At 45.9% G+C, this 15,008-nt stretch carries 17 protein-coding genes; 4 read left to right on the top strand and 13 right to left on the bottom strand.

Annotation, left to right across the window (positions count from 1 at the left end; translation table 11 throughout):
* Window positions 1-66 precede the first annotated feature (66 nt).
* Both P4S58_RS00215 and bioH read right to left on the bottom strand, forming a co-directional pair.
* Complete coding sequence (locus tag P4S58_RS00215; protein WP_042484858.1) at window positions 67-537, bottom strand: hypothetical protein; 471 nt, start codon at window positions 535-537, stop codon at window positions 67-69.
* Window positions 538-685: 148 nt separating this feature from the next.
* Window positions 686-1,453 carry a pimeloyl-ACP methyl ester esterase BioH gene (bioH, locus tag P4S58_RS00210; protein ID WP_102962815.1) on the bottom strand — a complete coding sequence of 256 codons (768 nt, stop codon included), beginning with the start codon at window positions 1,451-1,453 and terminating at the stop codon, window positions 686-688.
* An 84-nt stretch (window positions 1,454-1,537) separates the two neighbouring features.
* On the opposite strand from bioH, the gene P4S58_RS00205 reads away from it, so the two are divergent.
* The 4 genes from P4S58_RS00205 to cysQ all read left to right on the top strand — a co-directional run bounded on the left by P4S58_RS00205 (window position 1,538) and on the right by cysQ (window position 4,510).
* On the top strand, window positions 1,538-2,269 hold the full coding sequence (locus P4S58_RS00205; RefSeq protein ID WP_102962814.1) for a ComF family protein: 732 nt from the start codon (window positions 1,538-1,540) through the stop codon (window positions 2,267-2,269).
* Between the two features lie 101 nt (window positions 2,270-2,370).
* The gene (gene nfuA / locus P4S58_RS00200) at window positions 2,371-2,955 is read left to right on the top strand and encodes a Fe-S biogenesis protein NfuA (RefSeq protein WP_102954039.1); all 585 of its coding nucleotides are present in this window, start codon (window positions 2,371-2,373) and stop codon (window positions 2,953-2,955) included.
* 164 nt (window positions 2,956-3,119) lie between these two features.
* Window positions 3,120-3,662, top strand: coding sequence for an ADP compounds hydrolase NudE (gene nudE / locus P4S58_RS00195; protein ID WP_102941256.1), 543 nt, complete (start codon window positions 3,120-3,122; stop codon window positions 3,660-3,662).
* A gap of 26 nt (window positions 3,663-3,688) precedes the next feature.
* A complete protein-coding gene (cysQ, locus tag P4S58_RS00190; protein WP_042484848.1) occupies window positions 3,689-4,510 on the top strand; it encodes a 3'(2'),5'-bisphosphate nucleotidase CysQ in 822 nt (273 codons plus the stop codon).
* A 78-nt stretch (window positions 4,511-4,588) separates the two neighbouring features.
* Here cysQ and P4S58_RS00185 read toward each other — a convergent pair whose 3' ends face one another.
* From P4S58_RS00185 to gspD, 11 genes are all read right to left on the bottom strand, one after another.
* Window positions 4,589-5,347 (bottom strand): type II secretion system protein N, encoded by a 759-nt coding sequence (locus tag P4S58_RS00185; protein WP_102962813.1) that lies wholly within the window; start codon window positions 5,345-5,347, stop codon window positions 4,589-4,591.
* 1 nt (window position 5,348) lies between these two features.
* Window positions 5,349-5,858 carry a type II secretion system protein M gene (locus P4S58_RS00180; protein WP_102962812.1) on the bottom strand — a complete coding sequence of 170 codons (510 nt, stop codon included), beginning with the start codon at window positions 5,856-5,858 and terminating at the stop codon, window positions 5,349-5,351.
* A 9-nt stretch (window positions 5,859-5,867) separates the two neighbouring features.
* Entirely contained in the window at window positions 5,868-7,079 is a 1,212-nt protein-coding gene (gspL, locus tag P4S58_RS00175) for a type II secretion system protein GspL (RefSeq protein ID WP_102962811.1), read from the bottom strand.
* Window positions 7,048-8,142, bottom strand: coding sequence for a type II secretion system minor pseudopilin GspK (gene gspK, locus P4S58_RS00170; protein ID WP_281252069.1), 1,095 nt, complete (start codon window positions 8,140-8,142; stop codon window positions 7,048-7,050). Before gspK ends, gspL begins: the two co-directional genes overlap by 32 nt.
* The gene (gene gspJ / locus P4S58_RS00165) at window positions 8,132-8,773 is read right to left on the bottom strand and encodes a type II secretion system minor pseudopilin GspJ (RefSeq protein ID WP_102962810.1); all 642 of its coding nucleotides are present in this window, start codon (window positions 8,771-8,773) and stop codon (window positions 8,132-8,134) included. The genes gspK and gspJ overlap by 11 nt, the downstream gene beginning before the upstream one ends.
* Window positions 8,760-9,113 carry a type II secretion system minor pseudopilin GspI gene (gspI, locus tag P4S58_RS00160; protein ID WP_102962809.1) on the bottom strand — a complete coding sequence of 118 codons (354 nt, stop codon included), beginning with the start codon at window positions 9,111-9,113 and terminating at the stop codon, window positions 8,760-8,762. Before gspI ends, gspJ begins: the two co-directional genes overlap by 14 nt.
* Entirely contained in the window at window positions 9,100-9,669 is a 570-nt protein-coding gene (gspH, locus tag P4S58_RS00155; RefSeq protein ID WP_102962808.1) for a type II secretion system minor pseudopilin GspH, read from the bottom strand. The genes gspI and gspH overlap by 14 nt, the downstream gene beginning before the upstream one ends.
* A gap of 45 nt (window positions 9,670-9,714) precedes the next feature.
* Window positions 9,715-10,158 (bottom strand): type II secretion system major pseudopilin GspG, encoded by a 444-nt coding sequence (gene gspG, locus P4S58_RS00150; RefSeq protein WP_042484831.1) that lies wholly within the window; start codon window positions 10,156-10,158, stop codon window positions 9,715-9,717.
* An 80-nt stretch (window positions 10,159-10,238) separates the two neighbouring features.
* Window positions 10,239-11,459: a type II secretion system inner membrane protein GspF gene (gene gspF, locus P4S58_RS00145; RefSeq protein ID WP_102962807.1), complete on the bottom strand. Its 1,221-nt coding sequence runs from the start codon at window positions 11,457-11,459 to the stop codon at window positions 10,239-10,241.
* Complete coding sequence (gspE, locus tag P4S58_RS00140) at window positions 11,459-12,949, bottom strand: type II secretion system ATPase GspE (protein ID WP_102962806.1); 1,491 nt, start codon at window positions 12,947-12,949, stop codon at window positions 11,459-11,461. Before gspE ends, gspF begins: the two co-directional genes overlap by 1 nt.
* A complete protein-coding gene (gene gspD, locus P4S58_RS00135; RefSeq protein WP_102962805.1) occupies window positions 12,946-14,982 on the bottom strand; it encodes a type II secretion system secretin GspD in 2,037 nt (678 codons plus the stop codon). The genes gspE and gspD overlap by 4 nt, the downstream gene beginning before the upstream one ends.
* Window positions 14,983-15,008 lie beyond the last annotated feature (26 nt).

The following is a 15,008-nucleotide window of genomic DNA, read 5'->3' as shown; positions in this document are numbered from 1 at the left end:
ACAAATAAAAATCCCCATCGCATTTGCTATGGGGATTTTATTTTGTCTGCTGAGAAATGACGATATTCATAATATCGCGATCACTTCTGACGGAATATTTGGCGCTACAGCGTGACCATAGTGATACTTAATTACAGTACGCCTTCGAGCCATTTTTCCAGCAGTTACCGCATCATCAATGACACGTTTCGGTAAACGAAACCGCATTGCATAGCCTTTACCCTGCTCTTCACTATATGTGGCGAGTGCTAACAGCTCAAATAGCCTATCTAGTTCGCTGTGTCGCTCTTCTTGATAAGAGGATTGTGCTTCATGTTCAGTCACCACATCATAATCTGGATGCTCTGACGGATCCCACGACGCCCGCTTTCGCCTTTTATCATCAGCTCTTACATTACGTTCCGAGTTGGTTTTAACCAGCTCAACGGTCGGCATCACAGGCTCTCGAACTTTATTATCTCGAGCAACCTGTTCAGTCTGAACGTTCACTGATGGGGCGATAAGTGGCACACTAACGTTAGTCGGTGACACAATCATAGCCGAAACCTCCTCAGTATCGCCCAGCCCAATAAAACAGAGCTTTACTTTGTTTCATCGGGTTAGCTTATTTATCGACCAATTCGTGTAAATATTTAGCACAAAAAGAAAACATATTCATATCAGATAGCTAGCTTCTTTTTAACTATTAACTACGGGCAAATGTGATCAACTGCTGACAGAAAGCATCCAGTTCGGTCATAAACGGCGCATGGGAAGATTCGGTGAAAATGTATTGTTCGCTGTGTGGTACAACTTGCTGCAAATCTTGCGCGACTTTAATTGGTACCAGACCGTCTAAACGCCCGTATAAGCGCAACATAGGAACAGAAATATGAGGCAGTTGTTCACGTAAATCGACATCAGCGAGCATTTTCAGCCCAGCCAACAGAGCTTTAGGATTCGGTGTTGGACGTGACAACACCGCTTGCTTCAGAGTCTTCACATCTTGTCTTGCGGATGGGCTGCCCATTGCCTGCAAAGCCATAAAGCGTTCAATGGTGAGCTGAAAATCCTCAACCAACTGATCCGTAAATGCCGCAAGCACATTGGGTTGAATACCACGCCATGGTTTTTCTGCTGCAAACTTTGGTGAAGAGGCAACTGTCACCAGCTTGCTGATGTAATCGCTATGATGAAGCGCCATATGGGTCGCGACGAGTCCACCAAGTGACCAACCAATCCAAATCGCACTTTTAGGTGCCTGAACCATCAGAGCCTGAGCGATCTCTTCAAGGTTTTCAGCATGACAATTTGCACTGTGACCATATCCCGGTAGATCGACAACGTGAACACGAAACTGAGTCTCAAGAACATCTACTGTTTGTTGCCAAACTGCGCCATTCATTCCCCAGCCATGCACTAATACGATGTCTGTCCCACTACCACTGACTTGCCAGTACAACTCTGAAGTCATAGTCACACTCTCTCCTACTTTATTCATTCAATCCATTTTACAGAAGGCACAAGGTATTGATTCCTTCTTTTTGAGGCAAAAAGCATGTTATCCGATTGGTTTCAAAAAGCTACGCTGTTGAAATTCAAGAGCAAGACCGCCCATTGGCTATTCCCGCAATGCCCCATTTGTAAGTTGCCATTAAATAACGCAGATCCTTACGGTGTCTGTTCTGCCTGTGAGGTTTGGTATGCCTCTACACCTCGCTGCCAACGTTGCGGTTTAGCGACGCTGACACCCGTAGACATGTGTGGTCAATGCCTTTCAAAACCACCACCTTGGCACAGATTATATTGTATCGGTGATTATCAGTTCCCGTTAAGCAATAGTATCCATCAGCTCAAATATCAGCGTCAGTTCTGGCAAGCGCAACCGCTCGCGAAACGTCTCTCTGGATGTATTGATACTCCGGCTCCCGTGATAACCAGTGTCCCCTTGCATTGGCAGCGATATCTGCGCAGAGGGTTTAATCAAAGTGACCTGATTGCCAAGCACTTGGCAGCATATCTGGGAGTTAAACATCAAACGAAACTGTTTTGCCGAGAACTCAACACCCAATCACAGCAGGGACTAAGCAAGGCTCAACGTAAACGTAATTTAACTAAGGCCTTTCGTCTCAACTCTCATCCCAACAGCCTTCATGTTGGAATCGTAGACGATGTTGTCACCACAGGGAGTACTGTGCAGCATTTATGTCAACTGCTACTTGAAGTGGGCGTCGAAAGGATTGATATTTACTGCATATGCCGCACTCCAGAGCCAGAAGATCATAGGTAAAGCCCTAGCTTGAAATCAAAAGGGCTGGATTCTTCTAATCACAGGAGTAGAATGGTGACCAAATAACCTACAAATGCACTCAGGTATTCGTCGTGTCAAATATTAACACTATAACTATCACTGAATCAGCTCAGTCTCACTTTGCAAAACTGCTTTCTCAGCAACCTGAAGGCACAAACATTCGTGTTTTTGTCGTAAACCCAGGAACACAAAACGCTGAATGTGGCGTTTCTTACTGCCCACCAGAAGCGGTTGAAGCTACTGATACTGAGATTCCATTTAGCGAGTTCTCTGCTTATGTTGACGAGCTAAGCCTACCTTTCCTTGAAGATGCGCTGATTGATTTTGTTACCGACAAAATGGGATCACAGCTAACGCTTAAAGCACCAAACGCGAAAATGCGTAAAGTGTCTGACGATGCAAGTCTGATTGAGCGTGTTGAATATGCGATTCAAACTCAAGTGAACCCACAACTTGCAGGTCACGGCGGCCACGTTAGCCTAGTTGAAATCACCGATGAAGGCGTTGCAATTGTTGCCTTTGGTGGCGGCTGTAACGGCTGTTCAATGGTCGATGTCACCTTAAAAGAAGGTATTGAGAAAGAGCTACTGGCTCAGTTCGAAGGTGAACTTACTGCCGTTCGCGACGCAACAGAGCATGACCGTGGTGACCACTCATACTACTAATGAGTCACGACAGAAAAGCTGATGCCAACAAGCATCAGCTTTTTTTATTTCCAGCGGTTTCTTCTTTCCAACAGGTTTTATTTCTGTCAGCGATGAAAGTGATATTTTAAGTTGAGACATTTTCTCATATAGTAAGAAAACTAATGCAGTGAAGGAGTAAGTGAATGTCATCCAAATTACCGGAGATTCTCGCCAAGAACGTAGTGGCTAAGTCAAAGCTATTTTCTATCGAAGCACTCGATCTTCGTTTTTCAAATGGAGAACAACGCACTTACGAACGAATGAAACCCAGCGGCCGGAATGCTGTGATGATGGTTCCTGTGACCGAACAAGGTGACCTGTTATTAGTCCGCGAATACTGTGCCGGAACAGAGCGCTATGAATTAGGCTTTCCAAAAGGTCTGATTGATCCGGGAGAAACTGCCGAAGCAGCAGCAAACCGTGAAATGAAAGAAGAAGTTGGCGTCGGCGCACACAAACTTACCGCGTTAAAAGAAGTGGTACTGGCTCCCTCTTATTTTTCGAGCAAAATGACGCTCTTTATTGCACAAGATCTATACTCTGAACAATTGGAAGGTGATGAACCCGAGCCTCTTCAAGTGGTTCGCTGGCCTTTAGCCCAAGCTGAAGAGCTGCTTACTCATTTAGATTTCTGTGAAGCTCGCAGTATCACCGCCCTGATGCTTACTCTGCGTTACTTACAATAATTACCGCCAGAGTTATAGGAAAGATTATGCCAACAGCCAAAGATCTCTCTCATCTATTACCAGACGTCATCGAAATTGCTCGCTCTGCCGGTCAACTGATCCTCGATATCTACGAGAAAAAATCTTACCAAGCCTTTACGAAGAAAGACGAAACCCCTGTCACCAGCGCAGACCTAGCTGCACACAAACTGGTGATGGAACGTTTGAAAGAGTTAACACCGGATATTCCAATTCTCTCTGAAGAAGACGCAGATATCAGTTTGCAAACTCGTGAGACTTGGCAGAGATACTGGCTGGTAGATCCGTTAGATGGTACTCAAGAGTTCATCGCTCGCAGCGGCGATTTCGCTACGATTATTGCTTTAGTTGAACACAACAAACCAGTGATGGGTGTGGTCTATGGCCCGGTTTCAGGCGTGACTTATTACGCTTATGCTGGCAAAGGGGCATGGAAAATTCCTGATATGTCTGAAAGCCTGCGCATCCGTACTCACACCCATGAACTGCCTAACCAGTCGATTGCGATTGCTATCAGTCGTCGTCAGGACATCAACCGCATCACCAGCAAACTCAGCAGTGCTTGGAACTATGATTTAGTACCTTTGGGTTCTGCCGCGCTAAAAGCGTGCTTAGTGGCGGAAGGCGCAGTGGACTGTTACTTACGCTTGGGTCCAACCGGTGAGTGGGATACCGCAGCGACACAATGTATTGTTGAAGAAGCTGGCGGACGTATTTTAAATACCAACCTAAAACCGCTTTCATACAATGAGAGAGAAACCTTGGAGAATCCGAATTTCATCGTGTTAGGCGATGCGGACCTTCCTTGGGATAAAATATTGAAATGCTAATCAAGCGAGTTTGAAGTTAAAAAGGCGAGAACCCAGTTCTCGCCTTTTGCACATTTGCCACAATACATTTTAGGTTAGCTATAAGCGACCTTGACGCTTAAACGCATAACGACCTTGTGCATCAGGCTTAGGCAACCATTTAAGTTGCTGTGCTAACTGCTGAGGAAATTCTGCACCCACCTTAAACCAGCCATCAGACTGATAAGTTCGGTCAGGATTCAACTGAGCTGAAAATTCGCTGTTCACTTGAGCACTCTCTTGACTGCCCTTGAGCTTCAACGTATTCCCACTGCACTCTATATCCGCAATCACTTGTGCCAACTCTAACGAGCCTAGTGGCGACTCCACATTTGCGGAACTCCACGCGATTGCGCCCTGAGCAGTTGAACAGAATGGCGCTTGATAAAGGTACTCTTTGATCGACAGTTCCAACTGGCCTTGAGCGACAATAGGAACAGCCATCGGCATTTGTTGAAGAGCCACATCCGCTGGAATAGAAACCAGAGTATTCTCAGCATAAAGACCTGCTAAGCCGTAACCAATCGTACCTTTGCCACGTAAGCTCAGTTCACTGCCGCGACCAAAGCGGACTTCTGCTTCAGCTTTTGCCCCAAGCAAAGCCGAAGGCTTAAACTGCCAACTCACCTCACCGAAGTTGCGATTCTGCCAACGTACTTGCTCCGCTCGACCTTGCCATATAGAACCTTGAACTCCAGTTACCTGCAATTGCGAAGGTAATGGCAGGTGCTTAAACACAAACTGTGCGGGAAGGTGAACGAAAGCACTGGTGACGAATACCGCAACAAACACCATCCCGTAGCCAACAACTTTTTTCAACTTAACCGCCTCGTTTTAACTGTAAGCGCTGCACTTCAACCACGCCGGCTTGTTTGCCGCGTTTGATATCCATAAAGTCCACATCCACACCTTGTTGCTCTTTAAGGTAGGCAACCCAAGCAACCAGTTGAGTAAACGGAACAGGTTGTATCCACACCTGCATCATCTCTCCGCGAGGCTGCATGCGAATTAGCTCAATCTTAAATTGACGAGTAGAGGTCGTGATCACTTGATTCAGCGGCGTAGAAGTTCGCACCACACCACCTTGTTTACGCAAAGCCGTTATTTTATCTGCACTGTCAGTAACCCAAGTCAGCAGTTGCTTCTCAGTTTGAATTCGGTTTTGGGCTTGTACACTTCGCTCGTTGAGCGGCTGTAATACTCCCCAAAAAATAATCGCAACGGTCACTAAAAATCCGCAGATCGATACCATCACCTTTTCACGATGATTAATGCTTTGCCACCAGTGTTGAAGTGCCGCTATTACTTTACTCGCTATTTGCTCACTCATTACCAACACCTACTTCTGCTTCAACACAAATGAACCCGCAACCACATCGCCATTTTTGTTCACTTGACCTTGTTCAACAACAAACTGCTCAGCCAGTTTCACTCTCGCTTGTTCAAAGCTTTGGAAATCTTTACTGGTGGTTTCTAATCGAACTTCACCACGATTGCTATCGAACTTAATGCTTTGTAGTTCCATGCCCTGAATACTTCTCAGCGTTGCTGGCAGTGGTGTCAACCATTGCAAAACAGAACCTTGAGCACTTCCACCTTGCAGAGCATTCAGCTCATCATTCATAAGGCGCTTTAAATAGCTCACCGTAGGGATTTTCTCTCGTTCAGGAAACACAACACGGAATATGCGTTCACTTTCCGCACGATAGGCCTGAACTTGTTGCTCAAGGCGGTGAGTTTCTAAAAGCTTATAGCCAATAAGCACAGTAAGGAACACAAGCGCAGCGTAGGCCGCTTTTCGCCAAATGCGCCAATACTTCATAGAGGAAGATTTCACTCTGAAGCTGCCCGTTAACATATTCACTTTGCTTTGCAGAGCCTGCTCAGTCAGCAATTGCATGACTAATGGCGAAGGTGTGAAATGCCAATCTTGACCATCAGCTAAGCCAAGTTCTGGTAGGGGCGTGTAAGCAGTTAAAGGTAAAAAGTTGTCGCCCTCTTTGACCCAGTCAGATTGACTAAATAACTCCAGCCACTCGCTATCAACGCAAATCCCCTGAGAGTCACCTTTGCGGATCAGCCACTCTTTTCCCAACTGAACTGCCGCTAACCCTTGCTGGACAGGCACGGTAAGCACATCAGGAATCACGCGTTTAACCGTCATGCCCAACGAAGCAAGTTCATCAATGCAAGATTGTAAGAAATCGCGGTCAATACCAGCCGCTTCGACGATATTTCCTGTCTTTTTCAGGATACTAAAGTGCATATCGTCAACATCTTGAGCCACTTCATCTTCAATCAGATAAGGCAGCATGGATTCAATTTTGCGATTTGCACCAGCGGGAATTTCCACTTGGCTCAGAACCACATCACTGGCCGACATCAAGACAATGATTGAACGCTGTTCAACATATGAACTCAGTTGTTCAAGTTGTTCCCAACCTGATATTTCTCCGCTCGCAATCACTTCTTGCTGTACTGAAGACCACACCAACCAAGGAATAATGGCTTCTTTTTGACTACTCAGTCGAACGGTCAGAAACTCGCTCACTGATCCCTCCAAAGCGACGGCGAACCACCGTTGCAGTTTCTCGATTATCACTAAAAAACAGGCTGCGAAGTCTCACGCGCGCCTCATCCACTAACACTTGTACATCTAATTCAAAATACTGACTATCGACGGTTAAATAACCTTTAGCCTGATCGATGACACTCTCGCCTGTCGCAACGATTTGAGCCTCAGCTAAAAATGCATCAACACTGGCCCATCCATCAAAAGGACGATTTTTCAGCACCGCTTCCGCATTCGATTCAGATAAATTCGGACTGAACATCGCCGTTAATAACTGAGCATGTTCAGGAGCCAATGTATTCACATTTAATCGCCAGTCATCACTGGGTAATGCGCACACATAAGGAGCCACTTTCAGCATCACATCTCCACTGACTTGTTGAATAGCACGTAACTCGCTGCTATCGGCAATCAAGCTGTTGGCACTCATGTAAGCCGGTGACATTGACTCATAGTAGCTGTCTTCTGCGCCGTAAGTGCTTTGTACTCGGTTATCGCTGTCAATGAACTCTCTTGTAGAATCTGCGATCACTTCCGCCGAATAATTATCCACTTCTAGCGTCTCAAGCAGTGTCTGCCAAACACGCAGCGGATAGGGCTTAGTGTTGGTGGCACCTGAGCTGGATTCAACCGAACCTAGCACATTGAGATTGAAGCAGGCTTGTTTATCGTAAATGCGCCCGCGCAACTGACCATAATCCAACGGATACGTTTGCTCTTCTAACGCCCATACCTGACTCAGGTTAATCGTATCGCTATCCTTGTAACTTTGTTCAATCGCGACCGTCGCCAAACCTTCAGCGCCTACACTATACCAATAGGCTTTCTGGTAATTCACTTGATGGCTAGCTCGTTGAAACTGAGTAAACAATCTCTCAGACATGGTTGCCGCAATAGAAACCATAATAACCAGCAGTAGCAATACAACAATCAGTGCAACGCCCTGTTGAGAGCGACAATGTTTAGAAAAACCTCGTTGCACTCGATTTAGCTGCACATGGGTTTGTGGTGCATGGGCTTGCGGCATACCGTTACGAAGCATCTTCGCCCCCTAGCACAACGCCGCCAGCCACTAAATAGATACGCTCAATCTCACCATAATCTTTTAATGTCAATTTCACTGCAATGGCATTCGGTAACACCATTTTCTGCTCCCAAGTATCGCTCCATTTGCCGTCGTAATAGAAACGCATGCTCCAGCTATCTACTTGGGTCAGAATTGGCATAACAATACCTTCTTGTCCTACTGGCGAATCCGGATAACGCCACCAAATTTTTTCCAAAACTCCGTCTCTGATTCGGTAAGCAACTTTAGCTACTTCACCACGGGGAAACTGTTGCTGTGGATTACTCCAACCTAAACGGGTAAATATGATTCCCTTTTGATCCGATCCCAATAGGGCATCTTGCCAAATCAAAAACTGCCTACTTGGTTCATCACCTTGAGTACGAAATTGACGCGCCGCAATTTGGCGAAAATCTGCATCCATAAGCACCACAGCTCGATTGATTTCATTCAGCCGCGTTGTTCGCTGTTGTGAAAGCTCATTGCTGCGTTGTACCTGATTTAAAACCTGGTAAGCACCGACACTCAAACTGGCAAAAATAGCGATAGCCACCAACACTTCAATCAGCGTAAAACCGTTATTTCGCATTCTTCTACTTCGCGACATAACTTCTCACCGTTGTTATAGGGCTTGCGGTTTCATTTGCCGATACACTGATATCAAAAGCTCGTAAGTAGCCGCTGGAAGTATCGATAGGAGTGACTTTCCAATACCAAGTTCGTCCCGCCAGTGACTCTGTGCCTTTTTTTGCTCGCAGTTCGTTTGGAGCCAGCATCACCAACGCCATTTGATTGTCTATCACCATGGAAGCAAACGTCTTTTCTTCCAGATATTGAACCGTATTAATGTGTTGACTCACCGCTCGTATCACACTGACCGCCGCGGTAGCAAAAATGGCTAGCGCCACCAGTACCTCAAGCAAAGTAAAGCCTTTATGCTTTTTCATCTTGCTCTCCCGGTGCGAACAAACGTATTTGCCCATTTTCTTCAACGACAATACGCCAGCTCTCCGTAGGTGACTGCTTTGGATGAATACTCACAACAAATGGCGTCACTTCACCACTCGATAAAATGAAGACTTGTGGCGGCGGAAGCTGCTTTTTCTCGGCAAACATCTCTTGATCAAACAAAGGTTCCGGATCAAACATTCGCTCATCCTTGACCCAAGCATTACCACCCAACTGAAAATCGATCACTAGCTCAGAAGGGAGCTTCAACTCGGAACCAAACTGGCGTTTTTCAAGCGTCTTCCAGCCATCCTCAGATAACTCAACAAAGAGAAAAGCACGGTTTAGATCATCCACTCTCAAACCAAAATCGCGGCCACTTAAAATGGCTTCTTCATTGATAAGCTGAATTCGCTGAAACAGGCTCTGCGCTGCCAGCTTGGCTTCATCTTTCTGCGAAACTGGAAATGTGGCAATAACGGCAACGGTACTGACCGATATCAGTACGAGCACCAACATTATTTCCAGTAATGTAAAGCCGCGAGATTGCTTCATGAAAGAAAAGCGGGGGCTACCGCCCCCTGTCCTTAGTTATCGGTGTTATTGAAAATCCTGAATATTCCAGTTACCAATATCGGCGTTTGCGCCTTCTCCGCCTTCCTGACCGTCGGCACCTAGAGAGAAAATATCAATAGCACCGTTGTCACCTGGGCTTAAATATTGGTAATCGTTACCCCAAGCATCTTTTGGTAAACGACGAATATAGCCACCATCGCGATAGTTACGAGGCTCAGGGCTAGATGGTTTGGTCACCAACGCCTCTAAACCTTGGTCTGTAGTTGGATAAACACTGTTGTCGAGCTTATACATATCCAGAGCATTCTCTAATGCGACAATATCCGTAACAGCTTTTTGCTGATCCGCTTTTTCTTTATTGCCCATTAAGTTGGGTACCACAAGGCTTGCCAAAATACCCAAGATCACAATAACAACCATGATTTCTAAAAGGGTGAAACCAGCCTGCGTTTTATTACGTTTTTTCATTTCTGCTCCGTTTCGCAAATTTGAAATTCTTGTATTTGCTAAAAATAACACTCAGCTACTCATCAAAAGCCAAGAAAGTGTTATCTCGTCATTAAATTGTTCATTTCTAGGATAGGCATTAATGTCGCCATAACGATAAACAACACCATCCCTGCCATCACAGCAATCAACGCCGGTGTAAATATGCCTAATGCGATGTTCACCGTTGATTCAAAATTGGCATCTTGGTTATCTGCTGCCCGAGTCAGCATGCTCTCCAATTCACCACTTTGTTCACCACTGGCAATCATATGCAGCATCATTGGCGGGAAAAGTTTGCTTTCCGTTAGTGCCCTTCTAAGGCTAATGCCTTCTCGAACCTTGTCTGCCGCAATAGTGACCTGCTGCTTAGCATAGTGGTTTGGCATCACATCCACCGCGATTCTCATACCGTCTAAAATGGGAATGGCACTGGAAGCGCATATCGACAAGGTGCGAGAAAAACGGGAGGCATTTAAACCTCGCACAATCTTGCCAATCACTGGCCAATGCATCTGTTTTTTGTCCCAACCCATGCGTACATCCGGCTTACGCAGCATCCACTTGCACAGAGAGAAGATCGCAATGCCCCCGAACAGTACCGCTAGCCCCCAGTGTTGTACGAACTCGCTCGCTGAGAGCAAAAACTGAGTCGACGCTGGCAACTGTTGATTCATCTGAACAAATTGGCCGACAATTTTCGGTACTACCGACGCTAAAAGGAAGGCAACAATACCTACCGCGAACACAACCAACACAATTGGATAAATCATGGCTTGCAGAAGTTTCGACTGCAATTTTTGGCGGTTTTCGGCGTAGTCCGCCAAGCGTTCTAGAACTGAATCTAAATGACCTGATTTTTCTCCAGCCGCCACCATAGAGCGGAACAGATCATCAAACACGTGAGGATAGTCGTTGAAACTGTCTGCCAATGTGTGACCTTCGGTCACTTTTGAGCGAACAGCCAAAAGCATGTTTCGAATATGCGGCTTTTCGGCTTGCTCAGACACAGCCATCAAACACTCAGCTAATGGCATTCCTGACTGAACCAGAGTTGAAAGCTGGCGGGTAATCAACGCTAAATCTGCAGTGCTTATACCTTTTTTAAAGCTGAAAGAAGAGGCTCGTGCACGCTGTGATTTCACTTTGGTTTCAACCACTTCAACCGGCACTAAGTTTTGTTCTTTCAGACGTTGGCGAACCTGACGAGCACTGTCACCTTCAATGACTCCGGCTTTGTTTCGCCCTTTCTCATCAAGAGCTTTATATTCAAACGCCGCCATTATGACTCCTTGGTCACTCTCATCACTTCTTCCAGTGATGTGATACCTTGGATCACTTTATCCAAACCATCTTGACGAATACTTGGCGTGTAATCGCGAATGTGTTTTTCTATCGCTTGTTCACCGACCTCGTCGTGTATTAGTGCCTGTACTTTGTCATCCACCAGCAACAGCTCGTGAATGCCGGTTCGTCCACGATATCCCTTGTAATTACAATGTGGGCAGCCAGTGGCTCGATAGAGTGTCAGTTGAGACTTTTTCTTCACACCACACAGCTTTTTCTGCGACTCATCCGCTTCATAGGCTTGTTTACAGTCAGGACACAATGTACGCACCAAACGTTGTGCTATTACGCCAAGCAACGAAGAAGAGAGTAAGAAAGGCTCAATACCCATATCACGTAAGCGCGTAACAGCACCGATTGCGGTATTGGTATGCAAAGTGGACATCACTAAGTGACCGGTTAACGAGGCTTGAACAGCGATTTGAGCTGTTTCTAAGTCACGAATTTCTCCGACCATCACCACATCAGGGTCTTGTCGTAAAATCGCCCGCAAACCACGAGCAAAGGTCATATCGACTCTAGGGTTTACCTGTGTCTGCCCAATGCCGTCAATATCGAATTCAATCGGGTCTTCTACTGTAAGGATGTTGCGCTCATTTGAGTTAATCTCCTGCAAACCTGCATACAAGGTCGTCGATTTACCAGAACCTGTAGGACCTGTAACCAGCAAGATGCCATGCGGCCTTTCTATCAGTTTGCGGAAACTCTCTTGGATGGTTTGTGTCATGCCCAAGCTATGCAGATCCAAACGCGTAGCGTTCTTATCCAACAAACGCATCACCACACGTTCTCCGTGGGAAGACGGCATAGTCGAAACACGAACATCCACAGCTCTGCCGCCGATACGTAAGGAAATGCGACCATCCTGAGGAACACGTTTTTCGGCAATGTCGAGTTTCGCCATGACCTTCACACGAGAAACCAACAGCGGTGCTAATTTACGGCTCGGACTTAATACTTCACGCAGCACACCGTCCACACGGAAACGAATCGATAATGATTTTTCAAACGTTTCGATATGGATATCGGATGCGCCTTCCTTGATTGCCTCACCCAGCATCGCGTTAATCAATTTAATGATAGGCGCATCGTCGTCTGATTCGAGCAAGTCTTCACTTTGAGGAAGCTCTTCCGCCAATGAGAAGAAATCGTCACTGTCGGCACCGATATCTTCCATCAACTGACGAGCTTCAGAAGAGTCTCGTTGATATACCTGAGTGAGTTTGCTTTCAAACTCGCTGGCATTCAGTTCTATTAGCTGAAAATGACCACGAACAACACGCTTCACTTCCGCGAGAGCAGAGATCGAAACTGGCGCGACGTAATAGACTGAAGCCGAAGTCTGGCTCCACTCCAAAACCATCTTGAAGCGGTTGGCAAAGCTAAACGGCAATCGTCGAACAATAGACGCCACTACCTCTGTCATTGCTTCGCTTCCATCTGTCCGGAATTAATTTGATCAAGAAATGCTTGGATTTCCGCTGGGTGGCGGCGATCTTCACCAAACTTAGGCAATACCGGAATATTATTGTTATCCATCAGTTTTAAGCCTTCTTCGGCTTTAAATAGCTGCTCGGCTCGGATGTAATTGTATTTACGCTGAGTAATACCATCCGCCGTCATGCCATCGCGGATGATGGTTGGCTTGATAAACACCATCAGGTTTTTCTTTTCAACCTGAGTACTGGTTGATTTAAACAAATAGCCCAGAACTGGAATATCTCCCAGAAATGGCACTTTGGATTCACTTTCCAAGGCTCTTTCGTCAATCAGGCCACCCAGTACCAACATCTGACCATCTTGAACCATTACTGAGGTATTTAGCTGACGCTTTGCGAAACGCACGTCTACCGCACCATTCGCACCTAAAACGTTAGAGACTTCTTGCTCAATCTTCAGTTGAACAGAATCCCCTTCGTTAATCTGAGGAACGACTTTAAGCTTGATACCAACTTCTTTACGATCAACCGTCTGGAATGGGTTTTCGTTATTTGAACTTGATGTCGAACCTGTCAATACCGGCACTTCTTCACCAACGATAAAAGATGCTTCACCGTTATCCATTACAGTAATACTTGGAGATGACAGAATGTTGGAGTTGGAATCGCTTGATACCGCACTGAGTAAAGCCGTCCAGTCGCCCATCATAATGCTGACGGCAGCACCGTTAATTCCCGACAGAGCTGACGCCAATGTGCTGTAATCGCCAGAAGTTGTTGAGTCATAAGGACGACGATTACCCGCTGAATCGTAATAATATTCCGTAGTGGTTTGGTCTTTCGCTTCTTCTATACCAACCATTACATTACCGATTGAAGCACCAGTGTTGCCATATTGAATAACAGAACCGCTTTCCAGCGAACCCCACTGAACACCAAGGTTGATGCCGTCACCTTCTGACATTTCTACGATCAAGGCTTCAATGAGTACCTGTGCACGACGAATATCTAATTGGGCAATCACATCCAGCATCGCATTCATAATGTCTTGCGGTGCAGTAATAACGAGTGAGTTGGTGCCAGCATGAGCCGAGATCATAACATCTTTGTTTTTTGAACTGCTGCTATTGCCAGTTTGATCTTTCGCTTGAAGGTTATCGGAAACACCTTTAAGAACATCAACCAACTCTTCCGCTTTTGCATATTTCAAATACACAACGCGGTTGTTGCCTTTGGTTGCCATCTCAACATCAAGCTGCTTGATTAATTGTCTTAGGCGTTGACGAACTTTAGGGTCGCCAGAAATGAGAATCGAGTTGGTACGATCGTCAGCCACCAGCTTAGGCTGTAAAAATTCAGGTGTGTTTTTCGCATCGGTGGTTTTATTCAACGCTTCGACAATACGAACCATTTCAGCCGCTGAAGCGTTTTTGAGTTCAACCACTTCAATGTCTTTATCTCCCGCTTGGTCAACACGGCGCACTATCTCAGCCAAACGATTCACCACCGCAGCACGACCTGTAATCAAAATGATATTCGCAGGATCATAATGCACTACGTTGCCAGCACCAGCGTTATCAATCAGTTGACGTAAAAGTGGCGAAAGCTCACGAACGGATACGTTTTTAACCGCTACCACTTGAGTCACAACACTATCGCCAGATGCTCGGTCATTATCCCCTAAAACCGGAACTGGCGATGTTTTGGCATCTTTTGCTTTGACAATTTTAAGGACACCGTTATCCATTTCGATCACGGCGAAACCATACACCTCAAGGACATTTAAAAAGAAGCTGTAATATTGTTCTTCATTGAGTGTGTCATAGCTGCGCACATCGATTTTCCCTCGCACCGAAGGATCAACAATGATGGTTTTTTCAAGGTTACGACCAACGATGTTGACGAACTCTTGAATATCAGTGCCTTTAAAGCTCGCACTAAATTCACTGGCTAATACTGCAGGTGAAATCAATAAGCTGCTGGCAATCAGCCACGCACTTTTTTTAAGCCAATGTTTCACAAATACTCCCTAGGCTGAAGCTGATG

Source organism: Vibrio sp. Hal054 (genome assembly GCF_037162405.1).
GTDB lineage: Bacteria > Pseudomonadota > Gammaproteobacteria > Enterobacterales > Vibrionaceae > Vibrio > Vibrio diazotrophicus.
The sequence above is the reverse complement of the archived record's forward strand: the minus strand, read 5'-3'. Positions and strand labels throughout refer to the sequence as shown.

Bases quoted from the DNA above. Each gene is read 5' to 3' on its own strand.
- gspE (WP_102962806.1), bottom strand. From the start codon at position 12,949: ATGACAGAGGTAGTGGCGTCTATTGTTCGACGATTGCCGTTTAGCTTT.
- gspH (WP_102962808.1), bottom strand. From the start codon at position 9,669: ATGAAGCAATCTCGCGGCTTTACATTACTGGAAATAATGTTGGTGCTC.
- P4S58_RS00215 (WP_042484858.1), bottom strand. From the start codon at position 537: ATGATTGTGTCACCGACTAACGTTAGTGTGCCACTTATCGCCCCATCA.
- gspF (WP_102962807.1), bottom strand. From the start codon at position 11,459: ATGGCGGCGTTTGAATATAAAGCTCTTGATGAGAAAGGGCGAAACAAA.
- P4S58_RS00205 (WP_102962814.1), top strand. From the start codon at position 1,538: ATGTTATCCGATTGGTTTCAAAAAGCTACGCTGTTGAAATTCAAGAGC.
- P4S58_RS00180 (WP_102962812.1), bottom strand. From the start codon at position 5,858: ATGAGTGAGCAAATAGCGAGTAAAGTAATAGCGGCACTTCAACACTGG.
- nudE (WP_102941256.1), top strand. From the start codon at position 3,120: ATGTCATCCAAATTACCGGAGATTCTCGCCAAGAACGTAGTGGCTAAG.
- gspK (WP_281252069.1), bottom strand. From the start codon at position 8,142: ATGCTTCGTAACGGTATGCCGCAAGCCCATGCACCACAAACCCATGTG.
- cysQ (WP_042484848.1), top strand. From the start codon at position 3,689: ATGCCAACAGCCAAAGATCTCTCTCATCTATTACCAGACGTCATCGAA.
- gspI (WP_102962809.1), bottom strand. From the start codon at position 9,113: ATGAAAAAGCATAAAGGCTTTACTTTGCTTGAGGTACTGGTGGCGCTA.
- bioH (WP_102962815.1), bottom strand. From the start codon at position 1,453: ATGACTTCAGAGTTGTACTGGCAAGTCAGTGGTAGTGGGACAGACATC.
- gspG (WP_042484831.1), bottom strand. From the start codon at position 10,158: ATGAAAAAACGTAATAAAACGCAGGCTGGTTTCACCCTTTTAGAAATC.
- gspJ (WP_102962810.1), bottom strand. From the start codon at position 8,773: ATGTCGCGAAGTAGAAGAATGCGAAATAACGGTTTTACGCTGATTGAA.